The organism is Pedobacter sp. AC212, assembly GCF_979258625.1.
On the sequence record NZ_OZ409870.1, the window covers coordinates 576,703 to 603,130 of the forward strand.

The 26,428-nt window shown below is 37.7% G+C and carries 18 protein-coding genes; 10 read left to right on the forward strand and 8 right to left on the reverse strand.

Going from position 1 to position 26,428, the window contains the following annotated elements:
• Positions 1-1,776 (forward strand): AAA family ATPase, encoded by a 1,776-nt coding sequence (locus ACZZZC_RS02505; protein WP_463486516.1) that lies wholly within the window; start codon positions 1-3, stop codon positions 1,774-1,776.
• The gene (locus ACZZZC_RS02510; RefSeq protein WP_463486517.1) at positions 1,769-3,445 is read left to right on the forward strand and encodes a tetratricopeptide repeat protein; all 1,677 of its coding nucleotides are present in this window, start codon (positions 1,769-1,771) and stop codon (positions 3,443-3,445) included. Before ACZZZC_RS02505 ends, ACZZZC_RS02510 begins: the two co-directional genes overlap by 8 nt.
• On the opposite strand, the gene ACZZZC_RS02515 is transcribed toward ACZZZC_RS02510, so the two are convergent.
• The 3 genes from ACZZZC_RS02515 to ACZZZC_RS02525 are packed head-to-tail and all read right to left on the reverse strand — an operon-like array spanning position 3,435 to position 9,169.
• Positions 3,435-5,126: a response regulator receiver domain gene (locus tag ACZZZC_RS02515; RefSeq protein WP_463486518.1), complete on the reverse strand. Its 1,692-nt coding sequence runs from the start codon at positions 5,124-5,126 to the stop codon at positions 3,435-3,437. The genes ACZZZC_RS02510 and ACZZZC_RS02515 overlap by 11 nt on opposite strands.
• Entirely contained in the window at positions 5,119-8,076 is a 2,958-nt protein-coding gene (locus ACZZZC_RS02520) for an ATP-binding protein (RefSeq protein WP_463486519.1), read from the reverse strand. Before ACZZZC_RS02520 ends, ACZZZC_RS02515 begins: the two co-directional genes overlap by 8 nt.
• The gene (locus tag ACZZZC_RS02525; RefSeq protein WP_463486520.1) at positions 8,066-9,169 is read right to left on the reverse strand and encodes a DNA cytosine methyltransferase; all 1,104 of its coding nucleotides are present in this window, start codon (positions 9,167-9,169) and stop codon (positions 8,066-8,068) included. Before ACZZZC_RS02525 ends, ACZZZC_RS02520 begins: the two co-directional genes overlap by 11 nt.
• A gap of 422 nt (positions 9,170-9,591) precedes the next feature.
• On the opposite strand from ACZZZC_RS02525, the gene ACZZZC_RS02530 reads away from it, so the two are divergent.
• Entirely contained in the window at positions 9,592-10,641 is a 1,050-nt protein-coding gene (locus ACZZZC_RS02530; protein ID WP_463486521.1) for an HNH endonuclease domain-containing protein, read from the forward strand.
• A gap of 3 nt (positions 10,642-10,644) precedes the next feature.
• On the opposite strand, the gene ACZZZC_RS02535 is transcribed toward ACZZZC_RS02530, so the two are convergent.
• Complete coding sequence (locus ACZZZC_RS02535; protein ID WP_463486522.1) at positions 10,645-11,874, reverse strand: AbiH family protein; 1,230 nt, start codon at positions 11,872-11,874, stop codon at positions 10,645-10,647.
• Between the two features lie 314 nt (positions 11,875-12,188).
• The gene (locus ACZZZC_RS02540; protein WP_463486523.1) at positions 12,189-12,782 is read right to left on the reverse strand and encodes a hypothetical protein; all 594 of its coding nucleotides are present in this window, start codon (positions 12,780-12,782) and stop codon (positions 12,189-12,191) included.
• A gap of 707 nt (positions 12,783-13,489) precedes the next feature.
• On the opposite strand from ACZZZC_RS02540, the gene ACZZZC_RS02545 reads away from it, so the two are divergent.
• The 3 genes from ACZZZC_RS02545 (at position 13,490) to ACZZZC_RS02555 (ending at position 18,528) form a co-directional block, all read left to right on the forward strand.
• Complete coding sequence (locus ACZZZC_RS02545; protein WP_463486524.1) at positions 13,490-13,963, forward strand: hypothetical protein; 474 nt, start codon at positions 13,490-13,492, stop codon at positions 13,961-13,963.
• Between the two features lie 140 nt (positions 13,964-14,103).
• Positions 14,104-16,878 (forward strand): gliding motility-associated C-terminal domain-containing protein, encoded by a 2,775-nt coding sequence (locus ACZZZC_RS02550; protein WP_463486525.1) that lies wholly within the window; start codon positions 14,104-14,106, stop codon positions 16,876-16,878.
• 804 nt (positions 16,879-17,682) lie between these two features.
• On the forward strand, positions 17,683-18,528 hold the full coding sequence (locus ACZZZC_RS02555; RefSeq protein WP_463484694.1) for a PRC-barrel domain-containing protein: 846 nt from the start codon (positions 17,683-17,685) through the stop codon (positions 18,526-18,528).
• A 155-nt stretch (positions 18,529-18,683) separates the two neighbouring features.
• Here ACZZZC_RS02555 and ACZZZC_RS02560 read toward each other — a convergent pair whose 3' ends face one another.
• Positions 18,684-19,232, reverse strand: a complete 549-nt coding sequence (locus tag ACZZZC_RS02560; RefSeq protein WP_463486526.1) for an NAD(P)H-dependent oxidoreductase — start codon at positions 19,230-19,232, stop codon at positions 18,684-18,686.
• 94 nt (positions 19,233-19,326) lie between these two features.
• Here ACZZZC_RS02560 and ACZZZC_RS02565 point away from each other — a divergent pair, with 94 nt between their 5' ends.
• On the forward strand, positions 19,327-19,695 hold the full coding sequence (locus tag ACZZZC_RS02565) for a winged helix-turn-helix transcriptional regulator (protein ID WP_463486527.1): 369 nt from the start codon (positions 19,327-19,329) through the stop codon (positions 19,693-19,695).
• A gap of 1,556 nt (positions 19,696-21,251) precedes the next feature.
• Here the strand turns inward: ACZZZC_RS02565 and ACZZZC_RS02570 are convergent.
• On the reverse strand, positions 21,252-21,734 hold the full coding sequence (locus tag ACZZZC_RS02570; RefSeq protein ID WP_463486528.1) for a glycosyl-4,4'-diaponeurosporenoate acyltransferase CrtO family protein: 483 nt from the start codon (positions 21,732-21,734) through the stop codon (positions 21,252-21,254).
• 1,544 nt (positions 21,735-23,278) lie between these two features.
• Here ACZZZC_RS02570 and ACZZZC_RS02575 point away from each other — a divergent pair.
• The 3 genes from ACZZZC_RS02575 (at position 23,279) to ACZZZC_RS02585 (ending at position 26,121) form a co-directional block, all read left to right on the forward strand.
• Positions 23,279-23,890: a GIN domain-containing protein gene (locus ACZZZC_RS02575; RefSeq protein WP_463484697.1), complete on the forward strand. Its 612-nt coding sequence runs from the start codon at positions 23,279-23,281 to the stop codon at positions 23,888-23,890.
• A 275-nt stretch (positions 23,891-24,165) separates the two neighbouring features.
• Positions 24,166-25,170: an aldo/keto reductase gene (locus tag ACZZZC_RS02580; protein WP_463486529.1), complete on the forward strand. Its 1,005-nt coding sequence runs from the start codon at positions 24,166-24,168 to the stop codon at positions 25,168-25,170.
• A 60-nt stretch (positions 25,171-25,230) separates the two neighbouring features.
• Positions 25,231-26,121, forward strand: coding sequence for a helix-turn-helix domain-containing protein (locus ACZZZC_RS02585; protein WP_463486530.1), 891 nt, complete (start codon positions 25,231-25,233; stop codon positions 26,119-26,121).
• A gap of 7 nt (positions 26,122-26,128) precedes the next feature.
• Here the strand turns inward: ACZZZC_RS02585 and ACZZZC_RS02590 are convergent, their stop codons facing one another.
• Entirely contained in the window at positions 26,129-26,386 is a 258-nt protein-coding gene (locus tag ACZZZC_RS02590) for a hypothetical protein (protein ID WP_463486531.1), read from the reverse strand.
• Between the last annotated feature and the right edge of the window lie 42 nt (positions 26,387-26,428).

Here is a 26,428-nt window from a genome sequence, read left to right on the forward strand (position 1 = left end):
ATGATGAACAAAGAGAAAACAGAAAAAATAATCAAGAGAATAGATCAGGCATTCAGTTCTGGAGCTTTTAAAAATTATATAGAATATATAAGATTTCCTATTTTCAAAAATTTGAAAATAGACAGTCGTATTGATTTTAATTTCCCTTTCACGGTTTTAACTGGAATAAATGGATCTGGTAAAAGTTCGGCTTTACATGCACTTTTTGGAGCCCCACAAGGTAAAAGTACAAGTAGCTTCTGGTTCTCTACTTCCCTAGACCCTATAATAAACGCTGCAGGACGGAAACCCGCATTCATATATGGATATAAAGATAAAGGTGATAATATATTAGAAGTAATAAAAACTAGGGTTGGTAAATCTAAGGGGGCTGATTACTGGGAACCATCTAGACCAATCAAAAAATATGGTATGGATCTTTTACCTGATGGAGCAAGAAATGCTGCATTAGAAAAAGATGTAATTTACTTAGATTTTCGTTCTGAACTTAGTGCGTTTGACAAATATTTCTATTTCGGGAATTTTAATTCAAGCATTACATTGAAGTCCAAACAAGATGTTCTAAGGAAATACTCTAAACATATTGAACGAACAATTAAAGAAAATAAGCAAATAACTTCGAGAAAAAGAAAAAGCAGCATTCCTATAATCCTCTCTCCTACCGCTGTCAGAGCAATAGCTGAAATCTTAGGAAAGCCATACAACGAGTGTAAAATTGTAAATCATGATTTTTACGACGGGAAAGGTTCGACGGTATATTTCACGACGAATCACCTGAATTATTCTGAAGCATTCGCTGGCAGAGGGGAGTATGCTGTTGTAAAGCTTGTACATGCGATTTTAGAGGCTCAAAATCATTCCCTAGTAATATTAGATGAACCCGAAGTGTCATTACATCCAGCGGCACAAGGGAACCTTAAATACTTCCTGTTAGAACAATGTTTGGCTAAGAAGCTACAGATTGTGATATCTACACATGCACCAAAGTTGGTGGAGTTTTTACCTAAAAATGCAATTAAATTATTCTATACTGAAAATGACAAGTTTAATATCATGAATAGCGCAAGTCATTTAGAGGTATTTGACAATATAGGAGAGCGCATAAGTTTAGAACATCAGAAAAATATTGTTGTCGAAGACAAAACAGCAAAAACGCTTATTGAAGCCGTTTTAGAGGAAATAGGCGGGGATTATCCTTTATTATTCAATATATTATTTTTTCCAGGAGGAGCCGATCATGCTAAAAAATCCGCTGTTCTTTATAGCCAGGAGGGTGAACTAAATAAATATCTTCTGCTGGATGGGGATAAAACAAAACCACATTTTGATCCATCAAACTTTACTCTCAAAGAGAGTGATGACCTTACTTTCCTAGATAGCAGATTGTTTGACAGCACCGGTTCTGATTTTAAATCTTTAGGATTTCGAGTAGATGGAAACGCAACTGGAGGAAATCAAACACAAAAGAAACAGAGCATAATAGATTTTTTGCTTTATCAAACTACCAATATGGATTACCTCCCATTAAATATTCCAGAAGAGTTTATTTGGGATGACGACACAGCGAATAGTCTACTCAGAGTCGTTGGAAAAGATGCAGTCGTATATTCAGATGATTTTAAAGAAAAATTTGTAGAATTTTCTGCCCTATTTTTTGGAAATACAGATGGTAAAACAATTGAGGACGCTCAAAAAATTTTTATTAAAAAGTTTATTTCAAAGAAAGACACGCACTATAATGCTATTGTCGAAATACTTGATAAGTTCCATGGATAATTTTTCTACGATAGCTGAAATTGTTACTGAAATAAAAGAAGGTAAATTATCAATTTTTTGTGGCGCAGGAATATCTTTAAATTCTGGATTACCTGTTGTAAATCAATTGCTTGATTTTTTATTTAAAAAAATAGACTTATCTGATATCGAGTGTAATGCCCTTTGGCATAGTGACACCCCATTTGAAAACATAATGGAAAAGCTTTTGAGTGAATCAGAAATAACGGAATTCCAAAATATATTCGCTGAAGGTTCACCAAATACAAATCACTTATTTATTGCAAAATTAATAAAGAGTGGTTTTGTTAAGATCGTCTATACAACAAATTTTGACTTATTAATTGAAACGGCGCTTGTTTCAGAAGGATTAGAATTTGATAAGGATTTTAAAGTTTATAAGACAGAGAAAGAATTCTGTAACATAAACTGGGATGAAGCGTCAGTAAAAATCGTAAAGATTCATGGATGTGCATCTGCTCAAGAAGAGATGGCTATTACTTTATCACAATTAGCGTCTAATAGATATCTTGATTTAAGAACAAATCTTTTAAGACATATCTTTTCTTCGACTACCTGTAGATCTGTAATGGTTTTAGGTTACAGTTGTTCTGACTTTGATCTTGTACCGATTATAGCATCATTGAAAAATCCATCCTCTCAGATTTTTTATATTGAACATAACTCCAGCGATTCTAAAATTGAATCTATTAGATTAAAGATCGAGAAAAATCCTTTCAAGCATTACAATGGTAAAAGGCTAATCCAAAACACAGATGTCTTTATTAAAAATTTGATTGATGCATTTCAACTAGAACTCATACCTGAAGCATGCATTTTAGAAACAAATTGGAAGTCAAAAATAGACTCCTGGTATTCCATAAATACCGAAATAAGTGGAGAGGGATTTAAACATCATATAGCTGCTAGGCTATTGTATGCTATCGGAGAAAATCAACAAACTATTGCGCATGCTGAAAAAGCAATTAAGATTGCTTTTGATGATAATAACGCCAAAGCATATTCAAGTGAACTTGGAACCATGGGGATGGCACATAATCGTCTCGGTAATTTTGAAGAAGCATTACAGTGTTTTGAGAAGGCACTTCCAGTTACAAAGGCAATTGGATATGAATATAATATTTCTGTACAATTACAGGCATATGCTAATATTTTACATCATGTCGGCAGGAACGCAAATGCTATCCAATATTTTAAACAAGCTTTAGATATATCTCGGGCCAACGGCAATAGATATACTGAGAGTAATATATTAGGGAATATAACTAATTGTCATATAGCTCTTAATGAATATTTAAGTGCTCGATATTATGTTTCGAAAGCACTGGAAATATCTCGTCTTATAGGAAACAAACAAGCAGAAAGTAGTCAATTAGGTATTCTAGCTCAGACTCAAACAAAGACTGGTCAAATTACAGAAGCATTAAAAACTATGCTTTCAGCAATAGAAATAAAAAAAATGTTAGCCGATAACAATGAGCTATGTAAACTTTACTTAAATTTAAGTGGAATTTATATTATGCTAAATGACTCTGAACAAGCCTCACGAAGTGCGAATGAATGCTTATTGCTAGCTAGGAAAATCGCAAATCAAAATATTGAGAAAATGATTCGTTTTGTGATTTCTAGCAACAACTTGACTAAATTTTAACAAAGTCAACCCCAACTCTTACAGAATGACCAAATGCGTGATTAGCAATTCTTTGCGCATAGTCGGTTCTAAGAGTAGTTACATACTCAACTTCAATATAATTCAATTTTTGATCAATTACTTCTTCGAAAATTTTATTAGTGATATCCCATATTCTGATTTTATTGTCTATTAACTTATTGTTCTCCACATTAAAAACCTTTGGTTTAATGTAGAACGGTTTATATAGAAAATTCTTATACCCTTTAATTTCATTCTCCAGCTTCCTAAGACGGTATTGATCCATCGTCTCTTCTTGTCTCTTGGGCGCTATCTTTTCCGATTTAGCACTCTCAAGATCACCCCAATATACCGCGGTGTTATTAGGTAGGAAACTGACAAAAGCCGTGTCTCCAAGTCTTAGTGCCGCATCTCTATCCTTTAATACGCTGCCTTTAACAAAATAAAAATTAAATTGAATTTTACCTGGCTCATAACAATCACATAAGGCTGTAATACATAGATAGTGAGTATGGCTACTATCCTTGAATACATCACCAAAGTTCAGATTTGGAATATCATCAACATTAAGACTTTTAACTTTTACTGAGTTGTAAAACACATTTAATTGAAAAAGATCGTCCTTCTCTATGGGCTCACCCCTCAACTCATTGCTCTTAAAGTCGAGAAATTCAGGCTTCAATAATTCAAGCTTGGCAGTCCGCAATTTCAACGTAGCTTGTTCCATCAACAGTTTTTTGATAATTGTTCCAAATGCCTTATCATTCTTCAAATGATTTCTAAAACGAAAAAGAGCTTCAGTAGAACTTTTCAAAATTTCCTCATCGATAAAACGTTCGTTTGAGTTAAATATGGACTGCATTTCTAAACCTAATAGTTGAAAAAAGCTTCCCTTATTCTTAATAATAATTTCTGATATCCTCTTTAAAAGATTGTTATAGTCTGAATCTTCAGCTGCATCTTTTTTTAATGTCAAGATAAATGTATTGTTTATAATAAACGAGTCGTTACCAGCATTTAAAACTTCATGTTGATTTACGGCCACTTCCGGTATCAGAAACTTATCAAGTGACAACGAGATATAGATATATTTAATTAACAGGGCAGCTGGTTTATTCTTTATGCTTGCTACGGGAAATGTTTCCAAATCAATCTGATTTTCTTCAAAAAAGCGATTGACGTCAGAGTCTTCATTATTCCAAAGTTTTAATATTTCTTCTCTTTCAATATATTCATAGCTATCTTTAATATTTTCAAAATCTCCTTTATTCAAGCCAGAGAAATAACCATCCAGAAAAAGTGGGATTTCGGTAAAATTGTTAGAGTTTGAATAGATGCAACAAAAATTTATATGCGAAGTGTTGAGAGCTTTGTTCAATAGCCTTAAAGAGTATTCTTGCCCTGAGAGATCCGCCAATTCCCAATCTAGAAGTATGAGATCACGTCCTTTAAATAAATAATCTAATGTCTTATCGTTGTCCAAATTCGTAGGTTCAAATCGGTGTACAGATAAACTTTTTCCATTATCTTTAAAAGTCTTAAAGAGTTCAATAGATAATGCTTCTTCAGGTATATTATTATTAATGGGCTGATCCGAAAAGAAATCTCGAGCCTTATCATCAATAAAAACAGCGGATGTAATTGATGCATTAAGTATATCGAATGCTTTTTGATTATACATTTTGAGAGGTTAATTTATTTATTACAAAGCATGCACCTTTTAAAGTGTTATAAATTTTATCGTTGGTAGCGTATATTTCCAGTCCAGCATCATTGAGACTTTGTTTAGATAGATATAATCCAATTCCTCTTCCGCTCGGACGTTGTGAATAAAATAGCTCAAAAATTCTTTCTAATCTGTAATCGGGTATTTTTTCACCAGAATTAGCGATAACTATTTCGTCATTTTCTCCTAAATAATCGAGCTTAATACACCTATCTTCTTTATTCCGCATCCAATAAATAGCATTATTAATTATATTGATAAATACAGTGTAAATAACGGGCTCTTTTACATTTATATAATGATTAGCGAAAGCTTCAGAAACATCAAAATAAATGTTATACTCCTTAATTTGGTTCTCAAAAAATTCTTGCAGATAATCTAATATAGCTCCGCATCTTACTTCTTTAAATTGAGCACCGGATATTCTGTATAGAGGAGATAGTAATGCATATTTGTCCTCTAACTGTTTAAAATTCTTTTCTAAAAAATTAAATTCTTTGATATTTTTAACATCAGCATTAGTACTTAAAACATTTAACTGGTTATTAATTTTTGCATAAAGTTGATTAAACTCATGATCAATAATTTCAACTGCAATTCCTAATTGCGCAGTATCACGAGTCTGCTCCCATTGATACTTCATCTGATCAAATTGAGCTTTATAGGCTCCCTGAACCTGCTCTTCGTCAATATCAAAAGACAGTCTACTTATATGTTCTACTAGGGGAAATAATGTTCTTTCCAATTCCTCAGCCAAACCATTATAGTTTTTTTCAACTTCCTGGGTTAACGCAAACACCTGTTCTTTGGAAATTATACTATCAATTATACCATCTTTATTTTCTTTAAGTGCATTGACTAATCTTTTCGACCTTTCGCTGTAATCGTTAGATAAACTTTGCGATTTCATGTGCAATCGTTGTTGATACTGCTTAATTGATTGTTCTAATGCAGAGATATAACCATTATATTTTTTGGTAAAATCGATTTTCAAATCCCTTACTTCTAATTTCTGTTGAGCTCTTTGATTTAACTCTTCCCGTTGTGGATGTACCAACTCGATAAATTTAGTTAGTTTATCTTCAAATTTAAATAAACGTTCTTTTTGAGTTTCAGTAGGTTTGTATCTTTTTGGTACTTTCGGAATTAGTAACTTAAATTCCATGTCCATCTTTTGAAGTTCGTCTAATATTCCTTCTACTTCTGAGTATCCTACGCCAATTTGATTTAATTTTTCATCTAGCTGAGTAAGTAGTTCTTGATATATAGCCTGATGGGCTTCTAATTTTTTTGGATAATCATTTAATGCCTTTGTAAAAGCAATTTTTTCGGCTTTCTCTCTAGCCTTATCTGCTTGCAAAGCTTCATTTTGATCATTTATTTCTTTTTGTTTATCCCTAAATAATGAAAATTTAGGATTCGTTTGAAAATAGTCTTGTGCTAAGGTGACAAAAAAATTGATTGCATCACTTGTAAACGCTCGATATTGGGCATTATTAATTAAGCCTTCTCTGCTTGATTTATCTTTAAGATGTTCATTCCTTTCTCTAGTAAGGTCTAAATATCCATACATTCTACGGTATGAAAAGTAATAAGTTCCGGCTCTTTTTGATCTTCTTTGTTCGAAGTTTAAAAAATCTGCATTTTCCCTACCATAGGGTAAAACTCTAAAATCGTCTCTGAATATATATAACCCACCATATTCTTTTACCTTTGCACTTATATAATCAAATTTAATCTCTTCCAAACTTGTGGATTTTTCTTCCCCTTGCGAATAACCTAGTTCAATTGGTATTATCCCATAGAATGATCGCTTGTCTTTTTTTCTTGGGTTTATATGTGAATAAGCAATAACGTCATTATATATTCTAATTTTTCCGGAAAAGACACCATTGCCATCAAACTCACCTTTAATATAAACATCAGCTAAATCGAAATCAGACTTAGTAAAAAAATTGCCTCTTGAATTTAACAAATCATAACTTTCAGCTTCGCTATAAATATTAAATTCAGTGGAAATTCTAATATCGGTATCTTTGAATGGGTTTGTAAAACCCGTTAGGCTAGAAATAACAAACTGCCTATCTTCTAACCCATCGCTATCACCTTCAGATAGTTCCAAAATTTGATTGATGGGATTGAAGGTAATGAACATTGTTCCATTACCGTCTTCCTTACCGAAAAATTCCTGAATTTTATCCAAAATAGGCAGTTCCAGAATGGCACTTTCCGTTTCATCAATGATAGTTTCTTTTATTTCGTTTTGTTTACCCTGCCAGTCACTTAATTCTTTAATTTCAGATAAATCATCCACTATAATCCCCCAGTTGTTAACTGCATATTTCTCTTGATACGACTCTCCTTTGAAATTAATTAAGAATTCACATTTTATTTTTTTAAAATGATCTTCAATTTCACCTAGGTTATCAATAGTTACTATTGGGATTGCTATATCATCTAAAAATAGATTATAGTTCTCCAATAATCGCCAGTCAAAATATACGGCTTGTAAAGGATAACCCGTTTTTTTAGTGAGCATCAACATTGGATTTCCGAGATAAGCTACAGAAAGTCTGCCAATACCCTTTTCACCAGCCTTAATCCTAGGGCGTTTCCAAAGAGTATCTTCTGATTCTATATCTAATTCTGCACGCGATTTGGAATCAGTTCCTAAAACTAACCATTTATCAAGAATATCTGTACTTGACATCCCTTTGCCATCATCAGAAAGGATAAAATAAGACTTCGATAAACCGTTATAGCCTTGTTTATATAAATCAGCTCTTAAATTATCTGCGTATGCATCATAACCATTTTTCCATAATTCAGTTATAGCTGTAGGCAAATCTGCAATTTGGCCTTTGCCTAATAAATCAACTGCTCTAGCTTTAGTTCTAAATTGCATTCAAATGGTTTTGTATAATTGCTCTACCTACTGCTTCAGCATATTTAGGAGGTACTGCATTTCCAATCATCCTAGCGGTATTTGCTATACTATTGGTTATAAATATGTAATCTTTAGGGAAGGACTGCAAAACTGCACCTTCTCTTAGTGAAATTGCTCTGTCTTCTTCGGGATGAACAAATCTTCCATTGGAGATGCTGAAAAATTTAGTAGTAATAGTTGGAGCAGGCTTGTCCCACCACATTCGGCCATAAATATCCTTAAAACCGTCTGTTTTGCCAAAATGGCAAGGAGCTGCTAATCTTTTATCATACACATAAGCAAGTCTTGTGCCTCCGTCGCGTGGAGTTAATGACAACCTCTCTAAGTTAAGTGCATTCAACCCTGCTACGGCATGCATGAACTTTGATTTGTCGATATGGCCTTGGGTTATTCTAGGAAAACCATTTTCCTCACCTAAAACATCCCTAACGGTTAATTTTCTTCCAGAATTTGCCACTGGAGCAAGTTCATCTTTAGTAACTCGATTTGCTATAAGTGTAAATCTTTTACGATGTTGAGGCACACCATAATTACTGACTTCATGAACTTTAAAATGAACCTTATATTTTTTTTTCTCTAGCCAGCTGATAAACTCATCTAAGCCACTTTCTTTTTTTCTCCTAAGTACGCCAGGGACATTTTCCACTACAACATACCCTGGATTAAAATATTTAACAAAGCGATGAAATTCTTTCAATAGGTTTTTTGACTGAGTAGACTTCTCTTTAGACGTATTTATAATACTCCAAAATTGGCACGGACTGCAGCCAATTAGAAGAAGATTATCATCCCCTTTTTTTAACGAAAGTTTTTCTTGTAAGACTTTCGCCTTTAAATCAAAAACATCAGCGTGAATAAACTCAGCACCTTTGATATTTGCTTTATAAGTTGCCTCGCAATTTTGATCAAAATCTATTCCTGCTAAAATTTCTATTCCTGCTTGCTGCATACCGTAGCTCATGCCGCCGCCAGAGCAGAAAAAATCAACGGCTCTGATTTTCTTTTGAGGTGCGGATAATGGCGTGATAATCGCTGTTAGTGATGAGGTCATGAGTTTTAGATTGTTCAATTTATAACAAAATTACAAACCTACAAAATTTAACACCGATTTAATAAATTAAGATTTTTATGATCTCTATGTAATATATAGTTCTAATCTAAAAAGTGAGCTAGATTATCAGTTAATTTGTAATCGGTATTAGCCCTGCGAAATTTAACTCTGTCTCCATTTATAACTGTATTTTTACCCTAAAGTTATAACCTGGGTTTTTCTAATTCCATATCCAAGTTGCAGCTGTGGTGCAAATCTTTTTCAAATAAAAAAGCTTCTTTTTTAGGGGTTTGTATTTTACCCTTAATCAGCGCATTTTGTAGGAGCAGGTTTCCTTGCTGTGTACATCGGCCATGTTCATAGAACAATCAATTAGTATAAACTTAGTTTGAGATTGATAAGAATCGATATCTTGCACCCTTATGATACCTTATCACGAACGCTTGCCGGTAAACCTTTTAGCTGCCAGTTTTAACAATACTGCTGCAGCCTATAAATTCTATTGGTTTCTGGCTATTTTAGATGAGGTAGAAAAAGGACATTACGCTATTCCGAAGCAAAAATTATTTTCGGGCATGATGGCTGCGAGTTGGTATACCATCAACTATTTTAAGATAAGCTTTGGTAAACAGGATCAATTACACGAAAAGGTAATGGAAATTGCAGGTGTTGAAGGGATCGGCATTGATGAAGATCGAAATAAGATCAAGCAACGTTTGAACGATACCAATATATCGGCAACACAGCGGTTGTTATGGCATTTTGATAAGCAGGTGCCGCATCGTTTTCTAAGTCCGTGGTTACCCTCTGTAGCGGATAAAAAAAATGCAGTCTATCAGGCATCGCAAAATTTTGAGAATGGTTGCCTTTACGCCCTTGATCAAACCCATATTACCATTAACCCGGTTTGGATAGAATACCTTAAGGCAAATGCAGGTATTTTAAAGAGCTTTTGTTATTGGCACCTGAGCCTTTATTTGCAAAAACACAACCCTAATGTTCCGGATATCCCAAACAAGTTGGTTAAACCGGCAAAAAGAAGTGGCCTGGCTAAGCAACGAAAAGTATGGGATGTGGTGATAGCGGAGTTAGGTGGGGTAGATTGCATTTACACCAATACCAGGCTACAAAAAGATAGCTTTGCTGTAGAACATTTTATTCCTTATGCCTTTGTATCGCATGATTTGTTCTGGAACCTGATCCCGGCCTGTCCTTCTTTCAACAGTGTTAAATCCGATAAGTTGCCGCGGCTGGAAAAATACTTTGATGCATTTTATGGGTTACAAAAAAGTGCTATCGAAATTATTAAATATAAGCTGCCGAAAGATAAGCACCTGGAGGATTATTTAAGCATTTTCCCCGATTTAAGTGGGGTGCAGCAATTACCGGAGGCCTATAAGCTGAAATTTAAAAGCACTATTGAGCCTTTGATTACCATTGCCGGGAATAACGGTTTTGAGTATATGCGGTAATGATTAGTCTTTAATTTGTGGAAAAGCATCGGCAACTTTATAGTCAACTATGAGTTTACGCATGTGGCCTTTGTTACTAAAATGCTTACTTACATTGATAACCTTATCATGAAAATCGCCATTGTAATGAAATAACCTGATAGCTTTGCAATTTTCGTGTTCAAAAATTTCTTTAAACATGGTACGGTCTGACAATCCACAAGAGTGGCCCATCACAAATACCTGATAACGGCCACTATTTAAAAACTTTAATAAATTACGGTAATTGGGCGTATGTAGATATTGATAAGATTTGATATGCTCAAAAAGTTCATTATTTCGATTCTCTTCAAATTCCAGATACTGCTTATCATGTTCATCGCCGAAACCAAAAATTATTGGGTTATCCGTTTTGTTCAACTGCCCATGGATATAGTTTATCTCCATATTCGAAAAATCTGTCCTTATTGAGTTTAAAGCATTAAGATACGGCTCTACGCTATCAGTATAATTGAAATTAAGGAAATACAATTTATGAGCTATTTCTGGTTTTACGGTTTTATCATATCCCAATTCCAACCTTGCGTCTTCATAGCCCATTACTGGTTCAAAATCCCCAATATCGAATTTACTGCCCATCGCAGTTAAAAGTTTTGGTATGATATTTACTTTTTCTTGCTGCAAGGCTAAGTATTCCTCTAATTCATTCTTTATGTAAGCGAAGTCGCTATTTAATTGCCTTACCTTTTTCATATCGAACTCACCCTTATACCTACAAAGCTTGAGCTGGTCGAAATATTCATTTTCAATATCCACCCAATTGCAATCTTGGCAATTAATTATTAAGCTTTTTAAAAAATCAGATATAATATGAATATGGAAAGGGTAACCATGGTAATTAATCTTCGGAGGAAAACCGTTGTCACTCACCCTTATGGGTTCGGGTACACTATCTTCATCAATATTCAAAAGTGCTTTTATAGTTTGTTCTTCAAAATGATTAGCTATAAAATCCTTAACATCTTGTTTCGTTACCTTATACACAAATGAACCTGACCCAATGGCAGAAAAGAAATCATTAAAAGAATTTAAATCTTTAAAGGTGATTTTTAACAATCTGTCTTCATGAATTTTTGGGGAATATCCTACGCAGCCAAGAGATTTTGTCAGGTACCAGATTATAAAATCTTTATAGCTCGTTTTCAAGCCATGAGCCAAATCGAAACCGTTGCCAACTAATATTAATCTATTCATAATAGTGAAAGTTTTTTGGTTGTATCAGATTTTTTGCCCTTGTTTAAGGTGGCTAAAGGCTTTAAGGTATTTTTGGAGGGATGTGTTCAAGAGGGTTAAAATGTTTCCAAAGCTAATCAAAAAAGGTATATTTGTGCTCCTTACACTGCCAGTTTCGGAGTGCGGAGTTTCGAAGCCCGATCCATCAAGATATGTACCGGGCTTTGCGGTTTAATACCTTCCGCTATTGTCTGATTTGATCAAACGAATTAAAATCGAACGGCAAGTATAATGGCAACCAAGCAGAATCATAATTGAATATGAATTTTTATTAGCTACTTTTTCCAATAAAGGGTGAGCCTGATTCGCTGCGTTCCGGCAGAAAAAATCAGGTTTAGATCAGCATGATAGTCATCAGTCTCCCAAAGCGTATTCTGGTTAAGATATTTTTGTCCTTCATCATTCACTGTTTTTGGCTGTTCATCAGCCTGATCAGGTTTGCCAAATGATTTAATGAGCTGCTGTCTGATCTGTTCATATTCTTTGAAATAGATTTCCGATTTTCCCGCCTGTTCTTTGCGGCTCTCCAGCATATCTTTTAGGTCGGCGTACCGCCCTTTTTCCCAGTCGTATGAAACCAGGCGCAATAGCGAATCATTTCGCGTATAAAAATATTCTGCATAAACCGGGAGCACACCAAGCGGCTTACGCTGTACAATAACGGGATTTACAGTCTTGTAATGATCTGCAAGGGGATAGTATTCCTTGTAAAGCCCTACATTCTTTGAAAGAAACTTTGCATCTGGATCAAGTTTCTTTTCAAAATCGATCACCTCGGAAATCTTGCGTTGTTTCGTCCAGATGCTTTCCTGAGAAAAACCCGCATGACTACAAAAGAGCAATGCGAGCGCTAAAAAGATTATTTTCATGTTGTGAAGTTACCATATTGTGCGGAAAAAACTTTCTGGTATGAAGTGTTAAGATTCAAGCCTTGAGGTATTAATAATTTGTTATTGTTTTTTTAAAGGTATTCATGAGCTCGCTGAGGGCTCTGTTTTGGTTATTTGTTATCAAGAACAAAGAAGAAGGCTGCTGCCGATGAGGCGAAAGGAATGATTGAAATGATCCTTCGACTACGCTCAGGATGACAAGCGAGGAGGCTAAAATTGGATTAAAGATCTCTCCGCTACGGTCGAGATGACGGATTTGTTGGATGGGGTTGATTGGAAAGATTTGCTGAATGGAAATGCGACGTAAAAGAGGAGATTGTCGCAGTCAGCGAAAGGCACTTCCTTCACCCGCCTACCGCAGGCAGGCAATGACGTCCTTAGGATTAAAGGCTGACATTTTGGGTTTTTAGATTATAAACTGGATTGGAATTTGAGAAAGAAAAACTTATATGTTCTATATGCCTTATATGGTTAATTGAAATTTAAGTTGTCCTCGTGCTTTAAGATCCCCAGTCAAGCTGAGGATGACGGATTTGTTGAGAGCTGGCTAGCTATAGCGGTTTCCCTACAAGGAAGAGATCTTGCAAAGAATTAAGCTTCAAAGGCTCTTTAAACACCTTTCTTCTGCTAATAAAAAAAGGTTAAATTCTATTACATTTGCTTTGTTAACAAACTGCGCCCTCTCCATGTTTCGATTACTGTTTTTGTTGCTATTCTTATCCACCTTTGGTGTGGTCCATGCGGAGATATTTATAGTGAGCAGTCAACTCGACAGCGGGCCGGGCACGTTGAGAGAAGCTTTAGAAAAAGCGGGGGCCAATGGAAGTGCTGAAACTGACTATATACATTTTGCGGCTACAGCCAGGCTCATTAGCTTGAAATCGCCACTAATACTTTCTTCTCATCTTGTTATTGACGGGACTACCCTACCGGGTGCGGTGCTTGGTTTATCTGATGCCAAAGTAACGATCGAAACCGTGATTCCTTATACCGATTATACCGAAAGAACGGCACTGAAAGGGACTGCTGTTAACCATCTTGAAATTTATGGTTTAAGTTTTTCGAATTTTGCGGCTGGAGGCCGGGGGCTAGCCCGATTTATATTGCACAAAGCACCAATATTACCATTGGAGCTGTTGGAAAGGGTAATATTTTCTTAACCTGCGATTACGATGTTTACCTGTTTAAATGTAAAACCATTAAAGTTTCGGCAAATTGGTTTGGCATTGCAGCCGATAAGAGAACAGCGGTTGGCCCTGCCTTTGGCGGTACGCTCAATTTTAGGTTATGTGATGATGTAATGGTTGGAGGCGACACCAAGGAGGAAGGAAACCTCTGGGGTTTTCGTGATTATGGGGTAATGATATCAGGGATTAACCCCACTACACAAGCTGTTGAGGCTACCGGTGAGAAGTGTATTGTTAAAAACAACAGTTTTGGGGTGGAGAGCGTAGGTGTAGGTATTGGCGCCCGCGGGTATATTCAGGATTTTAGGAATGTAGAACTCATCAATAATACCTTTTTGGGGAGTGGTGGTTTCGATTTCAAAAATATTCACAATTCTGGAAAGATACAGGGAAACAGGATGGGGATACGAAGTGATGGAAGCAAATCATATGCTTACAGTACTATAGGCTTGGAAAACTGCTCCAATATGATCATTGGCGGGAAAAATCCTGGAGAAGAAAATGTAATGGCCAACCGGGTAAGCTTTGGGCCGGGAACACCAGGTGTAAGTGCAAATAACTGTGGCGACATTTTATTGCAAAGAAATTCGATTTATTGTATTTCATCCATGCCCATTACCTATAAATCAGAAAAATCAAAAGTAGAAATCCCGGTTATTAAAATTGATGAATACGATAATGGTTCTTTAAAGGGAACCGCTACGCCTAATGCAGAAATTGAAGTGTTTTCGGATGGAGAATGTTACCAGTGTGATGCAAAGAAATATTTAGGAAGTACTTTTGCTGATGGGCAAGGAAACTGGAAGATTACCATTCCTGCAAATGTCGGCTTTACGGCATCGGCTACTTTAAATAATCGTACCTCGGAGTTTTTAGGGATGGGTTTACAAATGGGTAATTACATTATTAAACAGCCTACTTGCAAGCAGGCAAATGGTTCAATTACCGGAATTGTGGTGCAGGGTGCTACAGCCATTGAATGGCGAAACGCAGAAAAAAAATTAATCGGCACCAATGCCGATTTAAAAGACCTGCCACCTGGAACTTATTCTTTTACTGCATTTTTGGGTACGGCCTGTAAAACACAAACTTTTACCTGGGAGCTAAAAGATGTTACGCCACAGTTGTATACCGCTTTGATGAAAACACAGCCTGCTACCTGCAGCATGGAGAATGGTGGAATTAGCAATGTATTTTTATCAAATTTGGAAGCCGCAAAAACGAAGTCTGTTAGTTGGTTAAATGATGCGGATGAGGTTAAGGGAACTGCGCTTACTTTACAAAATGTTAAAGGGGGTAATTACAGACTGAAAGTGGTTACCACCGACAACTGTACAGTTGTTTTTGGCCCCTTTAATATCCCTGCGGAAGGCGCTCCGGTTGCAGATCTTACAAAAATGCTGACTGAACATGCGGATTGTGATCGCAAAAATGGCAACATAACGGGGTTAATTGCTTCGGGAAAAGGAGCCATAACTTTTATATGGCGAAATGAAAGGCAGGATATTTTGGGTACCGAAGCAAATTTACGCGGAGTACCTGCTGGTAAATATACCGTCGAAGTTAAAGACCAGGGTACTTGCGGATCACTTTTTTATCCCTTCATCATTGAGGAAAAAAATGGAATAACAGTTGATGATTCCGCATACGATTTAAGGAATGCAGGATGTACAACCAATGATGGCTGGATAAAAAACCTGAAGATTAGTTCTTCTGAACGGTTAACCTACAAGTGGACAAATGACGCTGGATTGGATATTGGCCATCAAATAGATGTTGTAAACCTTGCGCCAGGTAAGTATACATTAACCATTGCTAATACTTACTGTATCAAAACGCTGGAGTACAACATCATCAGGCAAAGTGCAAAGGTTTTTCCAGAACTGACTTACAAGATTACCGATGCCGCATGTGGTGAAGATTCGGGTATGATCACGGTTCAAACTTCGGGTATTGATGCAGGAACAAAACTGCGTTGGACGGATGCAACAGGTGCTACTATTGGCCATACGAATACGATAACTGGATTGAAAACCGGTAAATACAGTTTGTTTTTAACGGATGAAAAAGAATGTGAACAACATTATAAAGACTATACGGTTTCGCGTATTGAGCCCTTGATGTTGGATTTTGCCCAGGTAAATAATCAAGCTGATCATTGTGCAATGGGCCTTGGAGCAATTAGTAATGTGATGATTAAGGGTGGGGTTGCGCCTTATCAGTACGAGTGGTTGAACAACCAGGAAGAGGTTGTGGGTAGGCAGCCGATATTAGTAAATGTACCATACGGATTTTATAAACTCAAGGTAACTGATAACAGCGGTAGCAGCTGTAATTTTGTAGAAAAAGAATTTGTAATAGACAACATTGGAGAGGAGATTGAAGCGCCAGCAGTAGCTGATGTTAAGCTGTGTAGCGAAGGTGAGGGAACTATAAGGGTGTTAAACCCCGTTGTAGGCAACTATAAACTTTATCAATTTGAAACTGGCGGCCAGGCATTGATGGAAAACAATATGGGTTTATTTACATTGGAAATGGTAAAATCTAAATCGTATTTCATGAGTTTGGCTAATGGAAATTGTGAAAGCAAACGTACTGAAGTGCCGGTTACTTTTGCCGAGAAAGCGGTAGATGTTTCTTCATCATTTTCACCAAATGGTGATGGGGCGAATGATACCTGGATAATTAAGAATATTGAACAGTATCCTCAAGCCATCATAAAGGTTTTTAACCGTTTAGGCAATGTGGTATTTAATAGCAGGGGTTACGGAATCGCATTTGACGGGCAAAGTAATGGGAAAATCCTTCCTGTGGGGGTATATTACTATACTATTCATCTGGCGACAAACTGTAAAAGTATTTCTGGTAGTTTGATGTTGATGAGGTAGGCCCTGTTTTTATGGCAATTTTTTTTAAAGATAATTAATCTGTACGTGCTTTAAGATCCCCAGTCAAAGCTGAGGATGGCGGGATTGGTTGATGGGATTATTTGCGTTAACGAGAAGATTGTCGCAGTCAGCGGAAGGCGTTTCCTTCACCCGCCTACCGCAGGCAGGCAATGACGGCTCTAGGGTTATGGATGACGTTGTGGGTTTTGGGAATTAACGTCTGGGTTGGACCTAAGAGAAAAAAACCTATATGTTCTATATGCCTATATGGTTAATTGAAATTTAAGTTGTCCTCGTGCTTTAAGATCCCCAGTCGAGCTGAGGATGATGGATGTGCTGAGTGTGTTTAGGCTTTCAAGTGTTTAAAGGATATCAGGTTAGACTTTATTTGTCCTGGCCGGACAGGCTTTTTGCTTTTTGATGTCAAAAAGCAACAAAAAACACCGGCTTAAAATTCTTGTATTCAAGTTTCTGCTTAGGCCTTGACGGTGCATCCCCAAGAATTTGTCAGGCCGGATTGAAGGTTAACGGAGATGTTCTGCGTTGGCCTTATTAGGTGGCAAAGCAAAGTCGAATTGCAGGCGGTTGCGTTTTTCTGAATCAAAAATATAGAAGACAAAATTCTAGTTTAGTCCTTTTGCTTAAAGATCCCCAGTCGAGTTAAGGATGAGGGATTGGTTGAATGGTTTACCGACAGAAGACGAAATTTCTAGTACCTACAAATCGGTTGAATAAACCAAAACCATTTACCTGAGGTAATGTTTAAAAGATGGATGAGATTTTTTATCCTCTTAAATATTAGACATGAATTCAGGAAATATAACTTATTTAAACCTCAGAGAATTAGCCCATGAGGATTACGTGATTACAGATGGACAGGCAGATATCACCGGCTGGCCTGTGGTTGATGAAAGCCAAACACCAGTGGGAAAAGTGCGGGATTTACTATTCGATCCCGAGCAAAATGCGGTTCGTTATATCATTGTTGACCTTAATGATCAACATACTGCAATAGAAGATAAGGCTATCCTGATCCCGATCGGGTTTGCCAACCTAGGCGAGGATAAAAAGGAGGTGGTGATCCCGGTTTTGCATGAAGATCAGTACAATGCCATGCCCCGCTACATCATAGGCGAGGTGACGAGAGACACCGAAATGCAAATCAGATCAGCCATTGGAAGTCCGGCGGCATTACGCATAGAAGAAGAAATTCATGAGCTTGATCCTGCAGATTTTTATGCGCATCATCATTTCGATCGTGGTAATGTGATCTCGAGAAGGCAGGAAACTTCGCCATCTGGAGTAATTTCTGATGCGGCCATTGAAAACCGCGAAGAAGAACGACACACCATTCATCAGTTGGTAGAGCATGCGGAGGAAAATAAGGTGGAGCACGACGAGGTGAAGCCCGCTGCTGTATCAGAACATTCAGATTTTACGGTAACCGCAGGGCAGGGAATTTACACCATTTCGCCACAGGAGAACGGTACTTACCGCATTTTTCAAGGTGAAAACAAAATTGGCGTAATCTATGCTGAACCGGGTCATGAAGGTACAAAGTGGCGTACGATGGATCACCTGGATGAAAACCTGGTAAGCAGTTTAGGTCAATCCATTGCGGCACACAACCATTCAAATACTAGTCAGTAAAAATAATACTGGTTAGCAACGAGATCAGCCTTTGGTGATTTGCTAATTGAAAGAACTCATCAATCGTTATTGGTGAGTTCTTTGCGTTTCAGTGGATTTAACTTAAGGTCATTGAATGATCCTCGAGTTACGTCTACGCCTGTCGATCAATAACATTAAAGGGTTTGACCAGCCGATAAATGCTTTAGGTATTCCAGGTATAACGATACGCCTTTATCGATATGGCTTTCATCAACCTGATGTTCCATTCCATAAAAAGCAAACGGTGGCTGATAATTAGCTTTTACATACTCAAAACTGAGTTCAAAGGGTCTAATCAATTCGCTTAGTGGATATTTATAGATGCCAGAAGAACTTAACTCACTTTCTTCTACGCCTAATGATATCGCCAAAGCAATCTTTTTTCCTTTCATTCGGTATCCACTTTTGCTCCCATAGGCCCAGCCATGGGTGAGCACCTCATCAAGCCATTTCTTTAACAGCGCCGGGCAATTAAACCAATAATAGGGGAACTGAAATACAATCTGATCATACTGTTCAATCAGGCGTTGCTCTGCCAAGACATCTATTTTTCCATCTGGATAAGCTTGATGCAATTGGTGAATGGTATAACTTTCAGGGAATTTAGACAGTTCCTCAATCCATCTTTTGTTGATGACGGATTCTGCAATATTGGGATGAGTGACGATGACTAATGTTTTCATTTCTTTCATTTTTTATGATGCTACAAAGTTATTGCCTAACCAGGTGTTTTGTATATTGCCTGCCAATTGTTAGGTACTATATAAAATGTAAGTAATGAGTGAGATCAAAGAAACATCAACCAACTTTGCCAATAAAATCGCCCTGGCGGATGAATGTCCGGAAGCATACGCCTCGAATATCATCGGCGGCCAGTGGACTTTAGTGATTTGCTCCTGGTTGTTGAGTGGAAAAATGAGGTTCGGCGAACTTCGGAAGAAATTACCCAACATTACTGAACGGATGTTAACCTTACAACTTCGAAAGCTGGAGGAGCATAAGATCATCAGCAGAACAATTTATGCCGAGGTTCCGCCCCGTGTAGAATATGAACTCACTCCAATAGGTTATGCGCTAAAACCGGTGATCAAAGCCCTGGAAAGTTGGGGAGAAGAACATAGAGCGGTGTTAAAAAATCAACCGTAGCTCGGAATTTATTGCTACGCTCAGGATGACAAGTTGCGAGATTGATACCTAGCTTAAAAGATCTCTCCGCTACGGTCGAGATGACTATGCCCTAAAAAGTTGGCGCTCGCTATGGCCGCTCTGCTTTCCGGCATAGGAGCTGATGGGCGGGGAAAAACCTCTATCCGCCTATCGGCACCTTTCTCCTTAAAGAGAAAGGCTCGTAAAAGAATGTCATCTCCTCATTGCTATAATAACCCTGCTTCCCGGCATAGGAGATGATGGAAGAGGGAAAACGTTAAAGCTTATGCAGCAACGTTCAAAAACCACAAATCAAGGCATCGCGTATTCTGCGATTTTTCATCGCAGCTTGTGATGCCGCCATAAACGCTTTGACGAATTTACCCGACAGCAGATGCACGTGTCCCGATTCATCGGGAAGCCTTGATGTTATTAATAGTTTATATTGTTTTAAAGGTATTAATGAGCTCGCTGAAGGGCTCGGTTTTGTTTCTTTTGTATCAAGACAAAAGAAAGAGGCCGCTGCTGATGAGGCGAAAGAGATCCTTCGACAAGCTCAGGATGACAAGTTGTGAGATTGATACCTAGCTTAAAAGATCTCTCCGCTACGGTCGAGGATAGATTTCCTTTAGATTAGTTTAAAGAAAACATATATGTTCTATATGCCTACATGGTTAATTAACCCAGAGGAGTTTCTTTATGCGCTTTAAGGTCCCCAGTCAAGCTGAGGATGACGGATTTGGTGAGTGTGTTTAGGCTTTCAAGTGTATAAAGGATATCAGGATAGACTTTATTGTCCTGGCCGGACAGGCTTTTTGCTTTTTGATGTCAAAAAGCAACAAAAAACACCGGCTTAAAATTCTTGTATTCAAGTTTCTGCTTAGGCCTTGACTGTGCATCCCCAAGAATTTGTCCCAAAGGGATTCCTTTGGAATCAGGCCGGATTGAAGGTTAACGGAGATGTTCTGCGTTGGCCTTATTAGGTGGCAAAGCAACGTCGAATTGCAGGCGGTTGCGTTTTTCTGAATCAAAATATAGAAGACAAAATTCTAGTTTAGTCCTTGTGCTTTAGGATTCCCCAGTCAAGCTGAGGATGACGGATTTGTTGAAGGAATTTTTGCATAAACGAGCAGATAGTCGCAGTCAGCGGAAGGCACTTCCTTCACCCGCCTACCGCAGGCAGGCAATGACGGCTCCAGGGTTATGGCTAACGTTGTGGGTTTTGGCAATTATGAAATAGGTTAGACTTTGGAGAGAAAAACCTATATGTTCTATATGCCTATATGGTTAATTGCACCAGAGGAGTTTCTTTATGTGCTTTAAGATCCCCAGTCAAGCTGAGGATGACGGATTTCTTGAATGGGATTTGTTGGATGAGGTTGATTGGAAAGACTTGCTGAATGGAAATGCAACGTAAAAGAGGAGATTGCTTCGGCTCGCTCTAACTTAGCCTTGCAATGACGTAAGCTATTTTGGAATTAGAATAGGTTGAGCCTAAGAGAAAGAAAAACCTATATGTTCTATATGCCTATATGGTTAATTTAACCTGAAAGAGTTTAACCAAATGAAGCAGATCGCTGTTTCAATATCTGAAGATAACGGTCGATTCGCCTTTTGTTTTGCTGTTGTAATAACGTTGGGTAGAGGTTCATGATCAGGTTGACGATCAGCATCACTAGGGCAAACCAATACAGCCCCTGATACAGCCTGAATATGATGAAAGGCACCATAAACAAAAAAGCAAATAGGTGATTAAGTTCTGCCTTCATCATTTCCAATCTGTACGTTCCTAATTCGCTCGCCTTTATTTTCTTACTAAAGGATAGCTTTGGATTAAAATATTTAAAAAAGCTATGCAGGATAATCCATTTAAAAGGTTGCATTCCGAGTGCCGTATTGAGCTTCTCGTTGCTAAGGAAGTTAAGGCTGGAAAGTCGTTGCTGATAAAAATTGGTTTTGGAAAGCAGTGCGGTGATGATCATGCCAACAATCCAGGAGATAAAGGCAATAGATAAGCTGAAAGTGAAATACCTGATCATATAGGAGAATCGTCGTTTTTAGTTGGATGAACAATCGAAAGTAGTGAAAAATTTATGATTCTTTTTTCTTGAAGTTAGCTGTTGGGTTTTTACTGTGGAGAGGGGGAAATTTAATTTGCTTTAAGATCCCCGCCTACGCGAGGATGACGGACTGGTGGAGGGGGATGACGATGAGCAGAAAGGTTCATGTGGTGGTTTTTCCTGTGGTGGCTTCCTGCATTGCGGATGATGAATGGAGAAAGGCTATATGTACTATATACCTATATGGTTTAAAACTGGTTTGAATCAAGGAGAAAAAGAGGTTCTTCGACAAGCTCAGGATGGCAACGGACGAGATTGAGCTTAAAAGATCTCTCCGCTACGGTCGAGATGACGGATTGGTTGGAGTGGGATGATGATGAGCAGAAAGATTCATGTGGCGGTTTTCCTGTAGGGTTTTCCTGTAGGGTTTTCCGGCATTGCGGATGATGAATGGAGAAAGGCTATATGTACTATATACCTATATGGTTTAAAAATGGTTTGATGCCGTATAGGAGAAAAAGAGATCCTTCGACAAGCTCAGGATGACAACGGACGAGATTCAGCTTAAAAGATCTCTCCGCTGCGGTCGAGATGACGGACTGGTTGATGAAGACGACGGATTGATGTTTTTGCAAAATGCTATAGCCATCATGCTATCCGGCCTAGCATATGATGGAAGGAAAGCCTGTTGAAACTTGTGCACTAACGTTAAATACTACCTACAAGGCAACGCGTTCTGTTCCGACCCTTCGTCGGAATACTTGCGTTGCCGCGATGGAAGTTTCGACAAGGATAGCCGACATCAGATGCAAGCCTTGATGTTTTGTTTCTTTTGTATCAAGACAAAAGAAAGAGGCCGCCGCCGATGAGGCGAAAGGAATGATTGAAAGAGATCCTTCGACTAGGCTCAGGATGACAACGGACGAGATTCAGCTTAAAAGATCTCTCCACTGCGGTCTAGATAACGGATTGGTTGGTGGAGATGACGGATTGATGTTTTTGCAAAATGCTATAGCCATCATGCTATCCGGCCTAGCATATGACGGAAGGAAAGCCTGTTGAAACTTGTGCACTAACGTTAAATACTACCTACAAGGCAACGCGTTCTGTTCCGACCCTTCGTCGGAATACTTGCGTTGCCGCGATGGAAGTTTCGACGAGGATAGCCGACATCAGATGCAAGCCTTGATGTTTTGTTTCTTTTGTATCAAGACAAAAGAAAGAGGCCGCCGCCGATGAGGCGAAAGGAATGATTGAAAAGAGATCCTTCGACAAGCTCAGGATGACAACGGACGAGATTCAGCTTAAAAGATTTCTCCACTGCGGTCTAGACAACGAGTTGCGAGTGACATGCTCATCATTGGAAATTTTAATCGCTATACCAACTCCTTTTCGTCGACAAATTACAGGCGTTGGTCTGATCGTTACTTAAGCTGGTATAATACACCATTTTTCCCTGCAACGTTTTGGGGGTGATGGCGTCTTATTATCAGAAAACATTAAGAAACTTAAAATATAAAGTCATGAAAAATTTAACAAAAACATTATTCGCAGTAGCATTAACAGCAGTAGTATTTACTTCATCAGCAATGAGCAGCTTCGCTATAGCGCCAATCAAAAAAGAAACAAAAGTAAACGCAGTTCCTACATTCAAAAGAATTTGGGTAAGTGGAAATGTGAAAATTAACTTAACACAGGGAAGCAGCACGAGCATTTTAGGCGGTGACGGTTACGATGCAACTAAAACGTCGGTAATGAGTGATGGCAGAACACTTTTTATCAACTCTTTAGAAAACAGTCAGGTGACGTTAAACATTACCGTTAAAGATTTGGAAAGAATCGAAGCCTACGGACAATCGGTAGTGCTAAGCACCAATAACCTTGATGTTAAAAACCTCCAGTTATTTTTAAATCAAAGTGCCACGGTAAAAATCAAAGCCACTGCCGGAAGTTTATACACCGTTGTTAAAGAAGACGCAGTACTAAAATTAAATGGTACAGCTGATCAAAGCACGATGGTTGCCAGTAATAACAAAAACGTTAACATTGATAAATTTGCCAGCAAACAATCTGCTTCATACACTTCAGAAGCGATTATGAACGCCGCACAAAATGCAATGGTTTTAGCAAAATAAGCGCTAATTATTTATAGGTAAGCAGCTGTCTGGAAATGGGTAGCTGTTTTTTTATGACCTTATTTTTTTGACTTAGATTAGTGGTGAAAAATTAATAGATGAAAACTATACTTTTATATCTTTAAATAGATTCTGATAATATCAATTTTTTTGATGAATTTTTGTTGTCGGTGATGAATCGAAAATCTCCTTTGTTTTGCATACATTTTTCGGGGTTTTGCAAACATTGATACCAGAACGTAAGCCTAATTTTGGTTATTCAAAAACATCAGAAAATGGAAATTAAAAAGATTAAATTAGGCAATCAAGGTTTAGTTGTACCTCAAATTGGTTTGGGCTGTATGGGGATGACGGGTTTTGAAGATGCCAATATGTACGGAGCGGCAGATGAAACTGAAGCGATTGCTACCATTCACAAATCGCTTGAAATGGGTGGCAATTTTCTAGATACTGCAGATTTGTACGGTCCTTTGAAGAATGAACAGCTTATTGCAAAAGCAATGGGAGCAGATCGGAATAAGTACATCATAGCCACTAAATTCGGCTGGGAAATTAATGAAGAGAATAAAGTAACGTGGGCTATTAACGGGAAAAAGGAATATGTGAAAATGGCGGTAGAACGATCACTTAAAAACCTAAAAACTGATTATATCGATCTATATTACATGCATCGGTTGGATAAAAACACACCAATTGAAGAAACTGTTGGTGCCATGAGTGAACTGGTTAAAGAAGGCAAGATAGGTTATATCGGTTTATCAGAGGTATCTTCCGAAACGGTAAAAAGAGCACATGCTGTGCATCCGATTTCTGCTGTTCAAAGTGAATATTCTTTATTTGAGCGAACAGTAGAAGAGCGGGGCATACTTCAAACGTTAACAGAATTGGGAATCAGTTTCGTAGCATATTCACCACTTGGTCGTGGCTTTTTATCGGGCGATATTAAAAAAATGAGCGATTTACCAGAAAACGATTTCCGAAGGGCAATTCCACGCTTTCAGGAAGCTCACTTCCATAAAAATATCGAATTGGTAGAAGCCATTGAAGCCTTAGCTAAAGATAAAAATGTTAGTGCTTCTCAATTGGCCATTGCCTGGATTATTAATAAAGGAATTGTTCCTATTCCCGGTACTAAAAGAAGAAAGTATTTGGAACAAAATATGGCTGCGGCGAGGATAGAATTAACACCTGCTGATGTAGCTACATTAGAAAGTATAGTGCCTCTTGGTACGGATACCGGCAAAGCCTACGACGAATTTAGTATGGGCTTGCTCGATTAATTTCACGGCTGCACCGTGATGCAGCCGTAATTCTTTCCCTTTTATTTGTAAATTACATCCATGAATGCCATAAATTCGATTTCACAATTTCACCGGTTATTATCGCTTCCGGAACCATTACACCCTTTAGTTAGCGTCATTAATCTGGATCAGGCGATTTTTTTGGAGGATGAAATCTGGAAAGGTTTTATCAATCGTTTCTATTGCGTGGCGTTGAAAAGAGGTGCTACCGGCAAAATAAGGTATGGGCAACAGCATTATGATTACGATAAAGGCGTGCTCAGTTTTACTGCTCCAAACCAGGTTCAGTATCTCGATTTGAATCAAATGGAATGTGGTTCGGGTTATTTGCTCATCTTCCACCCTGATTTTTTACTTCGCCATAGCCTGGCAAACACTATTCACCAATACGGCTTTTTTTCCTACGCGGTAAATGAGGCACTTCATTTATCAGCAGAAGAAGAGGATAACCTAATTGCGATTTTAAACAAAATAAATAAAGAATGTGTGCATATCGATAAACACACCCAGGAAATTATTCTTTCACAAATAGAGCTGCTTCTTAATTATTCAAACCGCTTTTACGAGCGGCAGTTTATTACCAGGAAAAATAACAGCCATGAATTGCTATCCAAATTTGAAAGGTTACTGGAAGATTATTTTGTGAAAAACCAGAACAATGGTTTATTAACGGTACAATATGTGGCGGGGCAAATGAACCTTTCGCCCAATTATTTAAGCGATTTGTTGCGGGTGCATACCGGGCAAAATACACAACAACACATTCATGAAAAGTTAATTGAGAAAGCCAAAGAGAAACTTTCCACCACAAATTTATCGGTGAGTGAAATTGCTTACGATTTAGGTTTTGAGCATGCGCAATCGTTTAGCACCTTATTTAAAAAGAAAACCAATTTTTCTCCACTTGCTTTTAGGCAAGAATTCAACTAACAGAAATTTAGTTGGCTTCGATCTTTGCGGTAATTTCACTTAGCATTTTTTCGCTGAAATTATGATGGCCAGCCAGCCATTTGCTTACTTCTGCCAGCTGCGTATCTACCAGTTGGGCAAAAGTTTCTGCATCTATTCCTTTCTCTATTAAAACCTCGCTTACCTTTCTGGCCGTGTTCTGGTTGATGCTGGTTAATTTTTCAATTGCCGGGTTTCCGTTTTCCTGTATCCAGTTAGATACCATGTCTTCTTTTTCGGTATTCATTCCTTAACGTATCCTATTTTAATGTGGCGGCAAAGATATTGA